General features: G+C 45.1%; 18 protein-coding genes. 8 read left to right on the top strand and 10 right to left on the bottom strand.

The window, feature by feature from the left end:
• Window positions 1-115: 115 nt before the first annotated feature.
• Window positions 116-400: a hypothetical protein gene (locus MHN09_RS09555; protein WP_039227908.1), complete on the bottom strand. Its 285-nt coding sequence runs from the start codon at window positions 398-400 to the stop codon at window positions 116-118.
• A gap of 232 nt (window positions 401-632) precedes the next feature.
• On the opposite strand from MHN09_RS09555, the gene MHN09_RS09560 reads away from it, so the two are divergent.
• Entirely contained in the window at window positions 633-1601 is a 969-nt protein-coding gene (locus MHN09_RS09560) for an integron integrase (RefSeq protein ID WP_239240405.1), read from the top strand.
• An 81-nt stretch (window positions 1602-1682) separates the two neighbouring features.
• Here the strand turns inward: MHN09_RS09560 and fadA are convergent, their stop codons facing one another.
• Together fadA and fadB are read right to left on the bottom strand one after the other, a co-directional pair.
• Window positions 1683-2846: an acetyl-CoA C-acyltransferase FadA gene (gene fadA, locus MHN09_RS09565; RefSeq protein WP_069943690.1), complete on the bottom strand. Its 1164-nt coding sequence runs from the start codon at window positions 2844-2846 to the stop codon at window positions 1683-1685.
• Between the two features lie 18 nt (window positions 2847-2864).
• Window positions 2865-5015 carry a fatty acid oxidation complex subunit alpha FadB gene (gene fadB / locus MHN09_RS09570; RefSeq protein WP_239240407.1) on the bottom strand — a complete coding sequence of 717 codons (2151 nt, stop codon included), beginning with the start codon at window positions 5013-5015 and terminating at the stop codon, window positions 2865-2867.
• Between the two features lie 495 nt (window positions 5016-5510).
• On the opposite strand from fadB, the gene MHN09_RS09575 reads away from it, so the two are divergent.
• From MHN09_RS09575 to MHN09_RS09585, 3 genes are all read left to right on the top strand, one after another.
• Window positions 5511-7574, top strand: a complete 2064-nt coding sequence (locus tag MHN09_RS09575; RefSeq protein ID WP_239240409.1) for a transglycosylase SLT domain-containing protein — start codon at window positions 5511-5513, stop codon at window positions 7572-7574.
• A 167-nt stretch (window positions 7575-7741) separates the two neighbouring features.
• Window positions 7742-9073 (top strand): Xaa-Pro dipeptidase, encoded by a 1332-nt coding sequence (gene pepQ, locus MHN09_RS09580; RefSeq protein ID WP_014948148.1) that lies wholly within the window; start codon window positions 7742-7744, stop codon window positions 9071-9073.
• A 280-nt stretch (window positions 9074-9353) separates the two neighbouring features.
• Window positions 9354-10070: a divalent cation transporter gene (locus tag MHN09_RS09585; RefSeq protein WP_014948149.1), complete on the top strand. Its 717-nt coding sequence runs from the start codon at window positions 9354-9356 to the stop codon at window positions 10068-10070.
• A 110-nt stretch (window positions 10071-10180) separates the two neighbouring features.
• Here the strand turns inward: MHN09_RS09585 and ispB are convergent, their stop codons facing one another.
• On the bottom strand, window positions 10181-11155 hold the full coding sequence (ispB, locus tag MHN09_RS09590) for an octaprenyl diphosphate synthase (protein ID WP_014948150.1): 975 nt from the start codon (window positions 11153-11155) through the stop codon (window positions 10181-10183).
• 775 nt (window positions 11156-11930) lie between these two features.
• Here ispB and rplU point away from each other — a divergent pair.
• From rplU to cgtA, 3 genes are all read left to right on the top strand, one after another.
• Window positions 11931-12242, top strand: a complete 312-nt coding sequence (gene rplU / locus MHN09_RS09595; protein ID WP_012517169.1) for a 50S ribosomal protein L21 — start codon at window positions 11931-11933, stop codon at window positions 12240-12242.
• Window positions 12243-12257: 15 nt separating this feature from the next.
• Window positions 12258-12515 (top strand): 50S ribosomal protein L27, encoded by a 258-nt coding sequence (gene rpmA / locus MHN09_RS09600; RefSeq protein WP_012517170.1) that lies wholly within the window; start codon window positions 12258-12260, stop codon window positions 12513-12515.
• Window positions 12516-12775: 260 nt separating this feature from the next.
• Window positions 12776-13942, top strand: coding sequence for an Obg family GTPase CgtA (cgtA, locus tag MHN09_RS09605; RefSeq protein WP_014948151.1), 1167 nt, complete (start codon window positions 12776-12778; stop codon window positions 13940-13942).
• Window positions 13943-14128: 186 nt separating this feature from the next.
• Here the strand turns inward: cgtA and MHN09_RS09610 are convergent, their stop codons facing one another.
• The 4 genes from MHN09_RS09610 to MHN09_RS09625 all read right to left on the bottom strand — a co-directional run bounded on the left by MHN09_RS09610 (window position 14129) and on the right by MHN09_RS09625 (window position 15563).
• Complete coding sequence (locus MHN09_RS09610) at window positions 14129-14416, bottom strand: S24/S26 family peptidase (protein ID WP_272492284.1); 288 nt, start codon at window positions 14414-14416, stop codon at window positions 14129-14131.
• Window positions 14417-14914, bottom strand: a complete 498-nt coding sequence (gene sodN / locus MHN09_RS09615) for a superoxide dismutase, Ni (RefSeq protein ID WP_014948153.1) — start codon at window positions 14912-14914, stop codon at window positions 14417-14419. It abuts the gene before it with no gap.
• A 13-nt stretch (window positions 14915-14927) separates the two neighbouring features.
• Window positions 14928-15134, bottom strand: a complete 207-nt coding sequence (locus MHN09_RS09620; protein ID WP_014978232.1) for a hypothetical protein — start codon at window positions 15132-15134, stop codon at window positions 14928-14930.
• Window positions 15135-15197: 63 nt separating this feature from the next.
• Window positions 15198-15563: a hypothetical protein gene (locus MHN09_RS09625; protein ID WP_039224426.1), complete on the bottom strand. Its 366-nt coding sequence runs from the start codon at window positions 15561-15563 to the stop codon at window positions 15198-15200.
• A 182-nt stretch (window positions 15564-15745) separates the two neighbouring features.
• Here MHN09_RS09625 and folA point away from each other — a divergent pair, with 182 nt between their 5' ends.
• Window positions 15746-16243 (top strand): type 3 dihydrofolate reductase, encoded by a 498-nt coding sequence (gene folA, locus MHN09_RS09630; protein ID WP_239240470.1) that lies wholly within the window; start codon window positions 15746-15748, stop codon window positions 16241-16243.
• Window positions 16244-16356: 113 nt separating this feature from the next.
• On the opposite strand, the gene rpoS is transcribed toward folA, so the two are convergent.
• Both rpoS and MHN09_RS09640 read right to left on the bottom strand, forming a co-directional pair.
• Entirely contained in the window at window positions 16357-17349 is a 993-nt protein-coding gene (rpoS, locus tag MHN09_RS09635) for an RNA polymerase sigma factor RpoS (protein ID WP_239240473.1), read from the bottom strand.
• Between the two features lie 72 nt (window positions 17350-17421).
• Window positions 17422-18291 (bottom strand): peptidoglycan DD-metalloendopeptidase family protein, encoded by an 870-nt coding sequence (locus MHN09_RS09640; RefSeq protein ID WP_239240413.1) that lies wholly within the window; start codon window positions 18289-18291, stop codon window positions 17422-17424.
• Window position 18292 lies beyond the last annotated feature (1 nt).

Here is an 18292-nt window from a genome sequence, read left to right on the forward strand (position 1 = left end):
GGATTGCGCTTCACTATCCTAAATGAAACGCCCTGTGCGGAGCCGCATGCAGGGTGTTGTGGGGGCTGGAGGCTAGATACCTCCGGCTACCCGATTAGGTTTGTGGTTAAACATCCTAGTCCTCTGGATACTCTGATAAATAGAGCTCCAGTCCTAAACGAAGCATGATTTCCATGGATTCAATAGACACTTTACCTCCACCACCCAATGCGTCTTCCCTTGGGGAGAAGCCAATATCTGCTGAATACTCACTTGGGGCTAAACTTCTATTTTCTTGCAACCAACTCTCAAACGCTTTCATCTGATCTGGAAGACGCCAGTTGTCTGGTAAAAGCCACGCGATAACTGTACTTTTACCATTGTCATCTTTGTTTAAATGATCAGATATTTTAATAGGCATGAATGAAAACCTAACAATTTAGTGTAAGGAAAAGATCCTTTATGCAAAGTGGATAGTTTCCATATATCACATTTATAGTTTTATCACTTTCGCACGTAAATACACTTCCATCAATAACCTACACTTAGTATCTGAAAACACCGTACTTAAGTACGGAATCTCTCCTTTTTATTTTACGGACGAGTCAAAAACCGCAATTCTGTTTTTATTTACAGTAATTAAATTCAAAAAAATGAAATCAATGTTCATGCAAATGGTGATAGAGCACATGCAAAACCGTCGCTATGCGAAGCGCTCCATAGAGCTTTACAGTAAATGGATAATTAGCTTTATTCGCTTTAACAATAATAGACACCCTTCTGAAGTGGGAGACAAAGAAGTTGAAGTGTTTCTGTCTCACCTAGTTAACGCTAAAAATGTGGCTCCGGCCACTCAGGCGAGTGCGTTAAATGCATTGGCGTTCTTATATCGCGATATATTAGAGCGCCCACTTTCATGCGAACTCAACTTTGTTTCAAGTCGTAGGCAAGCCAAGCTTCCAGTTGTATTAACGCAGGAAGAGGTCGTTTCTCTTTTTGAGCAAATTCCTGCCAACCTAAAGTTACCAATATCTTTATTGTACGGAAGAGGTTTGCGGCTAATGGAAGCGGTTAGGCTACGAGTTAAAGACATTGATTTTGACTACAACGCTATTCGCATTTGGGATGGGAAAGGCGGTAAGCATCGCATTGTAACGTTGGCTGCGGAATTAAAACCAAGTCTTACACGACAAATCGCTATGGTAGAAAACTTCTTGGTGGCTGATTTAGAAAATCCAAAGTACGCAGGCGTTTATCTACCTCACCGATTACGTTTGAAATACAAAAACGCGCCCAGAGAGTTAGGCTGGCATTATTTATTTCCTTCTTCTCGATTATCTGTCGATCCTGAAAGCAATAGAGTGCGACGACATCATATTGATGAATCGAGTATACAAAAAGCAATACGAAACACGGCAAAAACTTGTGACATTAAAAAGAAAGTTACGCCTCATACACTGCGCCACTCTTTTGCAACCCATTTGCTGCAATCGGGCGCTGATATTAGAACGGTGCAAACACAGTTAGGTCATTCAGACGTAAAGACCACGCAAATTTATACTCACGTGCTTCAGCAAGGTGCGCAGGGGGTGGTAAGTCCTTTATCTCGTATTTTGAAGTAATCTTTAAAGTAATTACACTCAACAAAAAAGAGCCCGAAGGCCCTTTTTTAAATTTAGCTTCAAAAGTGCTTATTTAAACGCTTATACACGCTCAAATACGGTAGCAATACCTTGGCCTAAACCAATACACATAGTCGCTAAGCCTAGGCTTACGTCTTGTGATTCCATTAGGTTGATAAGCGTACCCGAGATACGTGAACCAGAACAACCTAGTGGGTGACCAAGTGCAATAGCACCACCGTTAAGGTTAATCTTAGTATCTAGGTGGTCCATCCAACCTAGTTGCTTAATGCACGATAGCGCCTGTGCCGCGAACGCTTCGTTAAACTCAGCAAGTTCAATATCGTCCATAGTAAGGCCAGCGCGCTTAAGCGCTTTTTGTGTAGCTGGCACTGGGCCGTAACCCATAATTGCCGCATCACAACCAGCCACAGCCATTGCACGAATTTTCGCACGTGGCGTTAGGCCAAGCTCTTTTGCACGGTCTGCCGACATAAGTAGCATACCTGATGCACCGTCAGACAGCGCCGAAGATGTACCCGCAGTAACAGTACCGTTTACTGGGTCGAACACTGGGCGAAGTGCCGCCATGCTTTCAGCCGTGCTTTCTGGGCGTACTACTTCATCGTAGTCAATTAACTTTAACACGCCGTTTGCATCGTGACCTTCAACAGGCACAATCTCGTTAGCCCAGCGGCCTTCAAGGTGTGCTTTGTGCGCTAGCTGGTGCGAACGCGCACCGAATGCGTCTTGTTGCTCACGAGTAATACCGTTTTGACGGCCAAGTAGCTCGGCTGTCATACCCATCATACCCGACGCTTTCGCCGTGTACTTAGCAAGACCAGGGTGGAAGTCGATGTTGTAGTTCATCGGTACGTGACCCATGTGCTCAACACCACCAATCATGTAAATGTCACCACGGCCGCTCATGATGCCGCTTGTTGCATCGTGAAGGGCTTGCATTGATGAACCACATAAACGGTTTACCGTTACCGCGCCTGTTGTGCGTGGAATTTTTGTGAGTAGTTGCGCGTTACGTGCAACGTTGAAGCCTTGTTCTTTAGTTTGCTGAACACAGCCCCAAATGATGTCTTCAATTTCCGCTGGGTTTACGCCAGGGTTACGCTCTAGTAGCGCGGTCATTAGCGCAGCAGATAAGTCTTCTGCACGCACATTTCTGAAAACACCGTTTTTTGAACGACCCATAGGGGTACGTACGCAATCGATTACGACCACTTCTTTCATTAGTTTTTCCTCCGGGTCTTATGCGAAATAGGATTTACCAGAAGCGGCCATTTCACGAACGCCGTCTGAGATCTGATAAATAGGACCAAGTTCAGCGTACTTGTCTGCCATAGCAACAAAGTTCGCCAAGCCAATGGTTTCAATCCAACGGAAAATACCACCGCGGAATGGAGGGAAACCTAAGCCGTAAAGTAGCGCCATATCTGCTTCAGCTGCGCTATCTACAATGCCTTCTTCTAGGCAGCGAATTGCTTCGTTTGCCATAGGGATCATAAGGCGTGCAATAATGTCGTCAGCTTCAAAGTCTGTCTTCTCAGCTACGTGTGGCGCCATTAGGGCATATGCTTCTTCAGCAGGTGTTTTAGACGGCTTGCCGCGCTTATCAACACCGTAGTTGTAGAAACCTTTACCGTTCTTCTGACCTAAACGCTCTTCTTTGTAGAACAGTGTTACCGGGTCATTGTCCAGACGTGCCATACGCTCTGGAATTCCCGCTGCCATTACGTCTGCTGCGTGATCGCCAGTGTCGATACCTACAACGTCCATTAGGTATGCTGGGCCCATTGGCCAGCCGAAGATTTTTTCCATTACCTTATCAACCGCTACAAAGTCAGCGCCGTCGATAAGTAGCTTACTGAAGCCCGCAAAGTATGGGAACAATACGCGGTTTACCAAGAACCCTGGGCAGTCGTTAACCACAATTGGGGTTTTGCCCATTTTAAGGGTAGCGGCTACTACTGCATTGATGGTTTCTTCAGAGGTTTTTTCGCCACGAATAATTTCAACAAGCGGCATGCGGTGCACTGGGTTAAAGAAGTGCATACCACAGAAGCGCTCTGGCTTGTCTAGGCTTTCAGCTAGCTGGTTGATAGAGATAGTAGAGGTGTTTGAACAGATGATAGCGTCGTCAGCTACGCTCTCTTCAACTTCTTTTAGTACAATACCTTTTACTTTCGGGTTTTCTACAACCGCTTCAATAACAAGGTCTGCATCTTTAAGTGTGCTGTACTCAAGGGTAGGCGTGATAGCGTTAAGTGTTTGCGCCATTTTAGTCGCGTCTACTTTACCGCGCTGCATGCCTTTACCAAGAATTTTCGCTGCTTCAGAAAGGCCAAGGTCTAGTGCACCTTGATTAATGTCTTTCATGATAACTGGCGTGCCTTTCACAGCGCTTTGGTATGCGATACCGCCGCCCATGATGCCTGCGCCTAGCACAGCATTAAGCTTGGTTTCTTTTGTGCTTGCTTTCGCTTGCTTCTTACCTTTGCTCTTAACTAGTTGGTCGGCAAGGAAAATACCAATCTGCGCTTTCGCAGCGTCTGTTTTCGCTAACGCTACAAAGCCTTCATTTTCAAGCTTAAGTGCACCTTCACGGTCTAGGCCCGCTGCTTTTTGAACAGTCTCAACCATTTTGTGCGGTGCTGGGTAGTGTTTGCCAGCTTGCGCAAATACCATAGCTTGAGCAGTACTGAAGCTCATCATGGCTTCGTTTTTATTTAGCTGTAGTGGGGCTTTCTTAACCGCACGACGCGCTTGCCAGTCAAATTTACCGTCAGCGGCGTCTTTCACCATTGAAAGCGCACCTTCAACAAGTGCTTCTGGTGCTACAACGGCATCAACTGCGCCTTCAGCAAGGGCTTTCGCGCCTTTTCTGTCGCGGCCAGTGGTCATCCACTCAAGGGCGTTGTCTGAACCAATAAGGCGAGGTAGACGAACCGTACCACCAAAACCAGGCATTAGGCCTAGTTTAACTTCTGGTAAACCAATTGAAGCAGTAGTGTCTGCAATACGCATGTCACACGCCAATGCCATTTCACAGCCGCCACCTAGAGCGAAGCCGTTAACTGCAGCGATGGTAGGGAAAGGTAGGTCTTCGAAGCGGTCGAATACTTGTGATGTATTGGCAACCCACTGTAGTACTTCTGCATCGTCCATGGCGAATAAACCAGTGAACTCGGTGATATCAGCACCCACGATAAATGCAGATTTCGCACTGCGTACTACTAAGCCTTTAACATCGCCTTTAGCAAGTAGGGCTTGAGTTGCTTCGTCAAGTTCACTCACCGTTTGGCGGTCGAACTTGTTTACTGAACCTTGGGCGTCGAATACCAGCTCAGCAAAGCCGTCTTCTAACAGGCTGACGGAAAGACTTTTGCCTGTGTATATCATTATCATCTCCTTCGGCATTGGCCAGGATGTTAGTGAAGTAATCCAACTAATTTGTAGGGTCGTATGCATTCACTAACGCGTTAGGGTGGCTAGATTCTTTACAAAGCCACACAAAATTTCAACAAAAAATCAAACAAGCGTTTCAATTTGTCTAAGGTAGTGGTCGGATGACTTAAATTCAAGTGTAAATATCGAATTCAAGCTTCATTTCGCCATTGGTGGTTGTATAATGAGCGTTATTGACGCAAAGCGCCAATCCAGCAAAAGAATAATCTACAATCATGTCAACTATGTGTGTAAAGCATAGCTAACGACAGCTGGCACAACATCTTCTTTGGCAAGGAGCCAGGCTGAAATTTTCCCTTCGTTTATCAAACGAACGTAGTGGATCAGTCGCAATGCTGCTTTTTCAGCAACATTTTACAATCAGCTCGATTCGGCAAATTTGCCAGCGCTCATAAGCGTTCGAGTGTAGAGCAGGGTAGGAGTTCTATTGTGTCTGGTTTTTATTTTAGTTCGTGGTTAGGTCAGCGCTCGCTGACAAAAAACAATAAATTGTTCGCCACCGTTGTGGGGGCATTTGTTTGCTCGCTCTCTTCATTTTTCTCTATCGGCGCATGGGCTACACAGCCTTTAACACTACCCGAAGATATTTTCGAAAAGGATCGCGCTCGTTATCTGGAAGTTGAAAAAAAGCTGTTAACGTATTCGAAGCGAAGCGTTCAGCGCCTCGATAACGACATTTATGAACTGGCGCATTATCCGCTTTATCCTTATCTACTTAGACTCAAGCTAGAGCGCACGATGTCAATAAGAACAAAGCGCGAGGTTAAGCAGTTTCTAGAAGATTTCAATGGTCAGCCGGTAAGCTACGGTGTGCGTTATAAATGGCTTAATTACCTTGCTAAGAACGATTATCGCAGCACTTTTTTAGACAATTATCGCCCGGGCATGGGAGCAAGGCTAACCTGTATTGCGCTTAATTACCGTTTAAAAGAAGGTGAAAGCGAACAAGCTATTTTGTCCGAAGTCGACGCTTTATGGCTTCACGGTCAGTCGCAACCGGATGAATGCGATCCGCTTTTTGCTAAGTGGAAAAAAGCGGGCATGATGACACCCGAAATGGTGATCAAGCGCATAGAGATTGCCGCGAAAGAAGATAACCGAAGCATTATCTCTTATCTTAAGCGCCAACTTCCCGGTGATAAGCAATACCTGGCTGACGCGTGGCTATCGGTAACCCGAGACACCAGCCGAGTAAATAGAACGGCGCTCTTTCCACTAAAAAATGCATCGCATGAAGCTGAGGTAATCGTATGGGCGGTCGAGAAACTTGCTTGGCGAAACCCTGACTTAGCCGGCACGGTATTTAACCGCTACAACGACAAAAACGTGTTCTCGACAGCGCAGCAGCACGTTATGCGAAGAGCAATAGCGCTTAGCTACACGCTAGACCGCCTTCCTCAAGCGCATCATTGGCTTGAACTTGCTGATGTGCAGGGTACCAGTGAAGATGTAAAGCTTTGGCATATTTCCCATTTGCTTCGCACGAAAAAGTGGCAGGAAGTGGTTAATGTTATTGATAGCGCTCCTGCCAGTTTGCAGCAAGAAGAAAACTATCGCTATTGGAAAGCCCGTGCTTTAGAAGCGCTTGGTCAAACTATGCAGGCTACGGTGCTTTATAAAGAGCTTTCTCAAGAACGCCATTATTATGGCTTTATGGCAAGTGCGCACATAGGCGAAATTCCGTCGCTCGCACACACGCCAGCGCCAAGAGACACGGCAGCTATTGCCAGTGTGGCGAATACCCCTGCCACCATGCGCTCTGTTGAATTTTTCAGGTTAGACAGAACCACAGAAGCGCGCCGTGAGTGGTTTTATTTACTGTCACATTTACCCGAATCGAAAGTGACCGATGCGGGCATTTTGGCGTATGAGTGGGGCTTGTACGATCAAGCTATTACCAGTTTTGCGCGAAGTGGCTATTGGGATGATGTCGAGCGCCGATTCCCACTGGCCTTTAACGATGTATTCAGCGAAAAGTCGCAGGCATACAGCATTTCAAAGTCGCTGGCTATGGCTATTGCACGCCGCGAAAGTTCGTTTAGAAGCGATGCTATCTCTTCGGTGGGAGCGGCAGGACTCATGCAGCTTATGCCGGGAACAGCGCGTTATGTAGCAAAAGAGAAAGTAAGTCGTAACACACTTTTTCAGGTAGACGATAACGTTGAATACGGCGTGCAGTACCTGCGTTATTTAATGGACAAGTTAAACAATAACCCTGTGCTGGTGTCCGCATCTTATAACGCTGGTTGGCGCAAAGTGTTGGAATGGTTACCTGCTAATGAAGCGCTGCCCGTGGATATTTGGATTGAGAATATTCCCTACAAAGAAACCCGTGCTTACGTGAAGGCGGTGATGGCGTATCAGCATATTTACGACCAGCAGTTAGGTGGAAACGAGAATATCTTCCCTCAACTTACCCGCGATATGATCCCATCGGCAGATGCAGTAAGTACACATCCGGTAACAGGTACACTGCAATTAGCACCGCGATAGCTATCAAAGGTTAGGCGTATACGGGTACGCCTTTCATTACGTTATTATTTTACCAGTATGGGAAACTTAACGTATACAACAGCACAGCGGTCTGAGCCAGTATGCATGTCATGTTGGCCTCGTGATACACTAGTAGCTAACTAACGACTAAAAAGATAAGAGGGGCTATGTCGCAACATAAAGCAACCTACCAACAGCATATCGAAGAGCTTCAAGCTAGAACTCGCGAAGCATTACAGCGAGAAGGGCTAGACGGACTAGTTATTCACTCAGGGCAGGGCAAACGTCTTTTCTTGGACGATAATCACTACCCATTTAAGGTAAACCCGCAGTTCAAAGCATGGGTGCCTGTTATTGATAACCCTAACTGTTGGCTGGTGGTAAACGGTGTAGACAAGCCTACGCTTATTTTCTATCGCCCTGAAGATTTCTGGCACAAAGTGCCACCAGAGCCAAATGACTTTTGGACTGACAGCTTCGACATTAAACTACTTCAACAGGCCGATGCGGTAGAGAAATTTCTGCCTTACGATAAAAGCCGTTTTGCCTATGTAGGCGAATATATTGAAGTGGCAAAAGCGTTGGGTTTTGACAATGTAAATCCAGACCGCGTGTTGCACTATTTGCACTATCAACGTGCTTATAAAACCGACTATGAACTTGACTGCATGCGTGAAGCTAACAAGCTGGCGGTGGCAGGCCATAAGGCCGCTGAGCAAGCCTTCCGTGAAGGCAAAAGCGAATTTGATATCAATCTTGCCTATGCCGCAGCAAGCCGACAAGGTGACAACGACGTACCATATACCAGTATTGTGGCACTTAACGAGCATGCTTCAATTCTGCATTACATGCAGTGTGATACCGTAGCGCCAAAAGAATCACGTTCGTTTCTGATTGATGCGGGTGCAAATTATCATGGCTATGCGGCAGATATTACGCGTACTTACGCTCAAGAAGGTGTTCATAATTCAGCGATGTTCCGCGACCTCATTCAAGCGGTAGATAAGGTAACGCTGACCTTAGTCGATTCGTTAAAGCCGGGTGTCGCTTACACTGACATTCACTTGTTAGCCCACGATGGTATTGCGCAAATTCTTCACGATACCGGCATGGTGAATTTAACGCCACCTGAGATTGTGGAAATGGGCATTACACGCACGTTCTTCCCACATGGCATTGGCCATTTCTTGGGGCTGCAGGTACACGATGTGGGCGGATTGGTTAATGATGACAGAGGCACGCCTAAGCCTGCTCCTGATGATCACCCGTTCTTACGCTGCACGCGTATGGTAGAAGCCCGTCAGGTGTTCACTATTGAGCCGGGCCTGTACTTCATCGATAGTCTACTGCGCGACCTCAAAGCGACGCCTGCGTCTAAGTACATTAACTGGGATACCATTGATGCATACAAACCGTTTGGTGGCATTCGCATTGAAGACAACATTATTGTGCATCGCGATAAGAACGAGAACATGACCCGAGATTTGGACTTAAATTAATCGACTTTTTGTGTATAGCCAACACAACCCATCGTTATAAATGCAAAGAGCAGCCTTAAGCTGCTCTTTTTCATTACGCGCTTTTAAAATGTTCGTACTCCTCGTTGTGTCACCTTGATGTAGAACCACTATACCTGCGGTAACACGTCGCGATTACGAACATTTTAACTCTCGCTGAGTGGGTAATTATCTATGCGGACTGGTATTATTTGTAAACCAATGGTGCTGTGTGTAGTAATCAATAGGAAGATGTACAAGCAATGATTAGGAAGGAGTCGTTATGCCACAAGGCGATATTGTAGGTTTATTAATAATGGCAACAGTAGCAGGCTTAGCGATGCCTGCTGGCGCTATTTTAGCGACTTACCAAGGCATTCAGCCTAAGTGGCTAGAAAAAGAGTTACGCCATGGTATTTTAGCGTTAGGAGCAGGAGCGCTAATATCGGCAGTTGGCCTTGTACTTGTACCTGAAGGCATAAAAGACGTATCGGTATTTGCGGCCATAATGTGCTTCGTAGGCGGTGCTTTAGCTTTTATGGCCCTTGATATTTACTTGGCGAAAAAGAAAACCGCAGGTAGCCAGTTAGCCGCCATGCTCAGTGATTTTGTGCCTGAGTCTATCGCACTTGGTACTACGGCAGCGTTAGGTGGAGGTACCATGTTATTAGGGCTACTGATTGCAGTTCAAAACTTACCAGAAGGGTTTAATGCGTATAGGGAAATGTTGCCAAAGAACAAGCAGCGCAGCACCAAACTCATTATTATCTTTGTATTAATGGCGCTACTTGGCCCCTTGTTTAGCTTGTTAGGCTTTTATTATCTAGCGCAATTCCCCGTTGTAATGAGCGGTATAATGCTGTTTGCCGCAGGTGGAATTCTCTATTCGGTGTTTCAGGATATTGCACCGCAAATTCGTATGGAAAACCATTGGCTTCCTCCGCTTGGCGGTATTCTTGGTTTTTTAGTGGGGATGATAGGTTTCATGCTCGAAGGCTAGCTTTTTAATAATTAGCTAGTTTTCGTAATTGGTAATTGCCAATAAAAAAGCGTGTTGCTTACAACACGCCTTTTCATATCACTTATCGACAATTAGTTATCTATTGCTAGTTAGCTTGTACGCTCAATTGAAATATGTGCCAGCGCGATTAACGCCTCTTTATATTCAGAATCTTCAATAGCGTTTAAGCTGTTAATGGCCATTTGTACTTCTTTTTGCGCACATTCACGTGTGTAGTCCAAAGCACCGGTTTCTTCCATAATGCCTTGAATCCGCGTCAAGTGTGGTAGGCCATTGCTTTGTTCAATAGCTTCTTGAATAAGCGCTTTGTCGTCGTCATTTCTTGCGTGCCACATAGCGTAAAGTAATGGCAGAGTAGGCTTACCTTCAGCTAAGTCGTCGCCCGCATTCTTGCCCATTTCTTCGCTGTCAGCCATGTAGTCAAGTATATCGTCAGCTAGCTGAAAGGCTGTGCCTAGGTGCTTACCGTATTCTTGCATAGCGTGTTCAATGTGCTCATTTTGGTCGGTCAGCACAGCCGCTAACTGCGTAGCAGCTTCAAACAAACGCGCCGTTTTACCGTAAATAACATCAAAGTAACGAGCTTCTGTAGTGCTGGGATCGTTACAGTTCATCAGCTGTAACACTTCACCTTCAGCAATTTGGTTTGTGGCTTCAGACAGTATCTCCATGACGCGCATGCGTTTAAGGCTCACCATCATTTGGAAAGAACGGGTGTAAAGAAAGTCACCCACTAATACTGATGCCTGATTGCCAAAAATGGCATTGGCCGTTTCCCGCCCTCTGCGCATGGTCGATTCGTCAACCACATCGTCGTGCAATAGGGTAGCGGTATGAATAAATTCAACAATCGCCGCAAGGGTATGGTGATCGTTGTTGTCTATTCCCATAGCCCGCGCACTTAACACGGTAAGAAGTGGGCGTAATCGTTTGCCGCCACTGTTTACAATGTAAAAACCAAGCTGATTAATTAGGGCAACATCAGAGTCGACTTGTTGTTGAATCAGCTGGTTGACCGCCTGCATATCATCATTAGACAGGGCGCGGATTTGATCTATATCCATAGGCATGGCAATAAATACTTACTCTTACGTCTTGGGCAATTATTGGTGGCGATTGTACCTTAATCATCTGTACTATCCACCAAATTGTCTTAAAAAATGACGGCTTAACGCATTTACGTGTAATTCCTCAAATACGGTTAAACCAGATGTGAAAAAGGTGGGGCTGCGTTCTTCATATAAATTCTGTTCTGTGTTTAGCGGTTTGCCGCACGTAAGCCCCCTTAATCATGCGATCACATGCAATTATAGGTGCTCTCGATAATTTTTCCTGTTAAGTCGCTATTTTTTGACGTTTGTATGAAGAAAACGAAGTGTTTAAGAGCAACTTTGTTTCTCAATTAGGGGAGTAGCATTGCCCCAAGTCACAGATACAAAGTGGGGAAGTAGTAATCGTAAAAACGATCCTATTCGTGGGATCCAACAGCTGGATCGCAGTCTGATCGCAATGCATATTTGGGGATCGTTTGCCGATCTCGCTCGCGTGATCTTGCGCTGTTTGGATCGCATTTCTATGTAATTTAACCTATCAATATTTCCATTTTGATTTAATACGACCTAAAAATTTTTACTGTTTTTTCAAAAAAAATTGTGAATTTTTAACGGTTTTTGGGCATTTGAAGCTGCATCAAATACGCAATTGGGGCATAATTCGCCCCATGTTGGAAAAATAATCTATTTTTCTGCGAATCGGGGTTGTGATTTACGGATGTTTCACGTACAATTCGCGCCCTGTTTTTTGAATTGAAGCGTCAGTGGACGCAGAGCGGAGTTAACTATGTACGCGGTTTTCCAAAGTGGCGGTAAACAACACCGTGTGGCCGAAGGCCAAACCGTTCGTCTTGAAAAAATCGAAGTAGCCCCAGGCGAAACGGTTGAATTTGACAAAGTTTTAATGGTAAGCAACGGTGACGACGTAAAAATCGGCACACCAATCGTTGCTGGTGGTAAGGTGACTGCTGAGGTTGTTACACACGGTCGTGGCGATAAAGTAAAAATCGTTAAGTTCCGTCGTCGTAAGCACTCTCGTAAGCAAGCGGGTCACCGTCAGTGGTTCACAGAAGTGAAAATCACTGGTATCAACGCATAATAGGAGCACGAACACATGGCACACAAAAAAGCTGGTGGTAGTACCAAAAACGGTCGTGATTCAGAAAGTAAACGCCTAGGTGTTAAACGCTTTGGTGGTGAATCTGTTCTTGCTGGTAACATCATTGTTCGTCAACGTGGTACTCGTTTCCACGCTGGTGACAACATGGGTATCGGTAAAGACCACACGTTGTTTGCACTAAAAGACGGTAAAGTTCAGTTCGACGTTAAAGGACCGAAGAACCGTAAATTTGTAAGCATCGTAGCTGAGTAAGCGCGTAAGCTTCTCGCCGAACAGGCTTAGAAAAACCCCGCGCTTGCGGGGTTTTTTGTTTTGTGAAACCTTTCTTTCTTTTTCTGTTCTTAATTAATAGCAATTATATTCTGAAAATGAATTAGCGCTGAGCAAGGTTTTACTTCTCAATTTTTTAGAATGCTGAGTAGACTCAAAAGCGCCGATGCGCAATTTGGTGTAAACTTAGTATTCGCATTAAATAAGTTAATAACCCACGGCATTACAGCCCGGAGTGATAAATGAAATTTGTAGATGAAGCTGAAATTCGCGTTGAAGCCGGTGACGGCGGCAACGGTACAATTGGCTTTAGAAGGGAAAAATACGTACCTAAAGGTGGCCCAGACGGTGGCGACGGTGGTGACGGCGGCAGTGTATTTTTACAGGCCGATGAAAACCTAAATACATTGATCGATTATCGCTTTGAGCGCTTTCACCGTGCTGAGCGTGGCCAAAATGGTCAAGGCGGCAACTGTATCGGTAAGAAAGGTAAAGACCTCACCGTAATGGTGCCTGTTGGCACGCGTGCTACTGATAGTGATACTGGCGAAGTATTAGGTGACCTGACTCGTCATGGTCAAAAGCTTAAAGTGGCACAAGGTGGTTTTCACGGTTTAGGTAATGCCCGCTTTAAAAGCAGTACGAACCGTGCCCCACGTCAAAAGACCAATGGTACACCAGGTGAAATTCGTAACCTTAAGCTAGAGCTTATGCTTCTAGCCGATGTTGGCTTACTTGGTATGCCTAACGCAGGTAAATCAACCTTTATCCGCTCTGTATCAGCAGCTAAGCCTAAAGTGGCTGATTATCCGTTTACAACCCTTGTGCCTAACTTAGGGGTGGTTCGTCAAGATTCACAGCGAAGCTTCGTTGTTGCGGATATTCCTGGTTTGATAGAAGGTGCTGCCGATGGTGCTGGCCTAGGTATACGCTTCTTAAAACACTTAGAGCGCTGTCGTATCTTGCTTCACGTGGTAGATATTTTCCCTGTTGATGAAACCGATCCTGCCGAGCACGCAAAAGCGATCATTGAAGAGCTTGAAAAATACAGCCCTAAATTGGCAGAAAAGCCTCGTTGGTTAGTATTTAATAAAGTCGATTTACTACTTGAAGAAGAAGCTGAAGAACGCTGTCAGCACGTGATCGATGCGTTGGGTTGGGAAGGCCCAGTTTATCAAATCTCTGCGTTCCAAAAGATGAACCTAGATCCTTTGTGTAACGACATTATGGACTTCATTGAAACTCTTCCAGCTGAACTGGAAGAGGAAGAAGAGAAGAAAGAAGTAGAATTCAAGTGGGACACTTACCACAAGAATACACTTGAAGCTCATGATGAGTTTGAAGATGACCTAGATGACGACGACTGGGACGAAGACGATTACGACGTGGAAGTTGAGTATCGTCGTTGAGAAACAATCGCTGAGAAACAGTCGTTGAGAAACAATCGCTGAGTGACAGTCAATTGCGAAACAATTACTGATAACCAGTGCTCTAAAGCAAATTAGAACAACAAAAAGCTCGCATCGTTGCAAAGACAACGTGCGAGCTTTTTTGTAAGTAACGCGGTTAGGCTAATGCACCCTCATCGTGCTGGCTTACTCATTGGTATGATAGATAACCTTTCCCAGCAATTGAGCGCGAGTAAACTTACCCATGGCCTCTTGGCTTACAGAGTGGGCCTTGTTATCGCCCGTTAAGGTAAACGTTCCGTCGGTGTTAACATGGTCTACCCTTTTGATAATTACGCCGTAAGTGCTGCTTTTAACAACCACGATTTGCCCGCTACGCAGCCACCTAAAAGGCCATCTCATTGCACAGACAAAATCACCGTCGTTTAGAGAAGGCAACATGCTGCTCCCCGTGACCCGCATAATTTTAAACATTTAGAGGTCGGGATAAACCACTTCTTCAGAAGGTGGATAGGGGCACGTTGCTTTTTTGGTTGCGACATCTTTGGTTGCCCAAAAACGCTCGGCAAATTCATTCACTAACGAAAGCAGCTCTTCAGCTTTTTCTCTGCTGACGTGTTGCTTACACCCAGAACCGGCCAGCATGATTTTATGTACAAGCTCGTTAGTGTCTGGAAACTTCTCAAACTGAGGGGCTTTAAAGTAATCGCCCCATATTACCCTGACTTCTTGCTTTACTTTCTCAGCATGGGTTTCCTTTTCTGCTACTAGGCGGCTCATTTGCGCTTGATCTGCGAACGTAAGTGTCTCTTTTTCGGCCAGTTCGTTAAGTAGGTCTACGAAGCGAATAACACTCAACGCAGCCAACTGCGCCGAAAACGGATCGTAAATTTTGCAAGGAATGTCGCAATGTGCGCTAACCGCAGGGAAGGGGCTAACGGCATGAAGTTTTGAGAGTAATTGATGAATCATAATTTGTACCCCCTTACTTTGCTGAGCGCTTTTTAGCGTTGAAGTATTTGTAAGCCGCAAAGCCACACGCAGCTGCACAGCCTACAAGCGACGCGTAAAACAGAGCATGCATAACACCGCTAGTCCAGTGTTCATGATCGTGTCCTGCATGAGCGAATGCGCCTGAACTAAATACAGCGGCGTATAGCATTAGAGCTGAGCGTTTAAGGTTAACTTTCATGAATTCTCCTAAAGCGTTAGTAAAAGTAAGGTGAAGTAGTTAGGCGCATAAGTATCGGTGCAACTACACGGCGAAGCGCAGTGGTACATTGCTGTTCACGATGTTGTTCGAGGCGCTGATGACAGTATGAGCTCTGTCGACAATGGCGTTTCGGTGGTGAGGCAGTTTCAGATGAAAGTATGTCTCTTCAAGCAAGCTTGTTAAGCCCATAATCTTAGCTGTCATTGCGCTGTTCTCACCGCCGTCTACCTCAAGCAGAATAACGGCGATATCAAACGCACAGCCAAGGTATGGAATTGCTTCACTGAACTGACCGCTTTGCATAAGCATTGTGCCTTGCATTTCATCGCGCGCCATTACGTGTAGGGCCTGTTCTGGGTTGTTGTAAACCCAATCTGCGTGTTTAGGGCATAGATAGTTTATTTGCATTGTCGCGACCTCCTGTATACACACTAGAACAGTTATAATAATAATGCAAATGATAACTGTTTCTATTTGTTGGGTGTTAAAGCTATACCCTTTGAGCCAATACACATTTGGTCGCTGATATTGATATACTGCCGCGGTTCAACAATAAAAACGGCTTTATAGGTAATGAAATGAAGATAGCGATGATTGCTGCTATGGCGAAAAACAGAATTATAGGCGCAGATAATGATATGCCGTGGCACTTACCGGCTGATTTAAAACACTTTAAAGCGATCACCTTAGGCAAAGCCGTCATAATGGGCCGTAAAACCTATGAGTCAATCGGAAGGGCATTACCTGGCAGGCCAAACATTGTTATAACGAGTAATGCTGACTACAGCTTATCTGACGCGACGGTAGTAGATTCACCAGAGTCAGCGATTGAGGTAGCCAAAGCGCTAAGCGCAGAGAACAGCGACAATGATGAAATAATGATTATCGGTGGCGGTACTATTTACCAAACGTTCTTAGATAGCGCTGACACTTTGTATCTCACACATATTGATTTGACTGTTGACGGAGATACACAGTTCCCAGACTATGAGGCGGCAGCAAGTTGGACGGAAGTATCACGTGATGAACATGACGCCGATGAGAAAAATCCTCACCCTTGCACATTCGTTACTCTCGTTCGAAACTAACGGAGAGATTGGAACTAGGTCCAATTTAAAATAAAAAAATGCCAGTGTTGTGAAACTCAAAAATTGAGAGCTTCACAACACTGGCATTTTTATTTTTGCGTTGCGCGCAGATGCTACTTCATTTGGTCGAACAGGTTCTCTAATGAAAGACCCTGATGACCCAACATATCGCGAAGACGGCGAAGTGCTTCTACTTGAATTTGACGAACACGTTCACGTGTTAAGCCAATTTCGGCACCCACATCCTCAAGTGTTGAAGGTTCATATCCCATAAGACCGAAACGACGAGCAAGTACTTCGCGTTGCTTAGGGTTTAGTTCTTCAAGCCAGGTTACAATATTACTTTTGATATCTGAGTCTTGTAAGCTCTCTTCAGGGCTAAACTCTTTCTCGTCAGCAATAATGTCGAGGAGTGCTTTATCATTTTCTCCACCAATAGGTGTATCGACAGAGGTAATGCGCTCGTTTAAACGCAACATCTTAGTGACATCTTCCACAGGCTTATCAAGCGCTAGTGCAATTTCTTCTGCAGTTGGCTCATGATCAAGCTTTTGTGAAAGTTCACGAGAAGCACGTAAATAAACGTTTAGTTCTTTCACTACATGAATAGGCAAACGAATAGTGCGCGTTTGGTTCATGATAGCGCGTTCGATGGTTTGGCGTATCCACCATGTGGCGTATGTTGAAAAGCGGAATCCGCGTTCAGGATCAAACTTCTCTACGGCACGAATTAGTCCTAAATTGCCTTCTTCGATTAAATCTAGAAGTGCCAACCCACTGTTGTTATAACGGCGAGCAATCTTAACAACAAGGCGAAGGTTGCTTACAATCATACGTTTACGAGAGGCTTCGCAGCCTTTCAGTGAGCGGCGCGCAAAATAAACTTCTTCTTCTGCGGTTAGCAGTGGCGAAAAACCAATCTCTCCTAGATAAAGCTGTGTGGCATCCAGGTTTTTAGGTTGGTCATCCTGACTGAAAATGGCGTCGTCATTTTCTAGTTCAGCGTCGTTAACTAAGGTTTCGTCAGCTTTCATATCAGCTGGCATATCGATGACTTCTAAGTCATCTTGCGGTTTTGATTCTAAGGCTTTATTTGACTTACCCATCATGAATCTCCTGCTACAAGGTTTACCTTATGACGTTTCTCCTTTGTCTTTTTTTATTGTTATTTATTTTTATTATTTTAATGCTGGCAGGTATTTCATAGGGTCTAATGATTTCCCTCTATACCTAACTTCAAAGTGAAGTTTTACCGAATTTGTTCCGCTGTCACCCATGGTTGCAATTTGCTGCCCTGCCGACACCCATTCTCGTTCTTTGACTAAAATAGTGTCGTTGTAGGCATAGGCACTTAGAAAGGTATCTGTATGCTTAATAATAACCAGATTACCGTAACCTCTTAGTGCGCTACCTGAGTAAACAACTTTTCCATCTGCTGCCGCTACGACTTTACTGCCTTTAGCACCAGCGATATCAATACCTTTGTTGCCTGACTCTGACTTACTGAAGGTTCCAACTACCTTACCTTCTGCAGGCCACACCCACTCTTGTACTTTGTCTGGAAAACTCGTCGGTGTTTGTTTTTTGACGCTTTGTGACGGCTTCTTGACAGTTGTAACATTTTGTGGCTTAACAACTTTTTCACTTTCACGATACGCCTGTGGTTGTGGGCGGTCAACCAAACTTTTGTCTACATTTGATGTGGTCGGAGCTGTTGACTGATTGGTCTTGGGCTTAGGTATAACGGGGGCTGTAGCCACATTCGAAGGTGGCGTGACGTTTAAAACTTGACCAGGGAAAATGGTGTAAGGAGCTGATAATTGGTTGTATTTTGCTAAGTCGCGATAGTCATTTCCCGTGTACCATGCCACCGCATAGAGGGTGTCTCCCCGTTGAACTTTATAGGTTTTTTTTGTGTATTCTTCGCTTCCATCTGAAACTTGGCTATTTAATAAAACCACGGGAGCGGGTGCACTTCTTCCTGCACAGCCCCCGATGAGTACACAAATATATAACAAAATTCCTATGTGAAGGTGGGGCCTACGCATG

The organism is Alteromonas sp. MmMcT2-5 (assembly GCF_022348315.1).
GTDB lineage: Bacteria > Pseudomonadota > Gammaproteobacteria > Enterobacterales > Alteromonadaceae > Alteromonas > Alteromonas macleodii.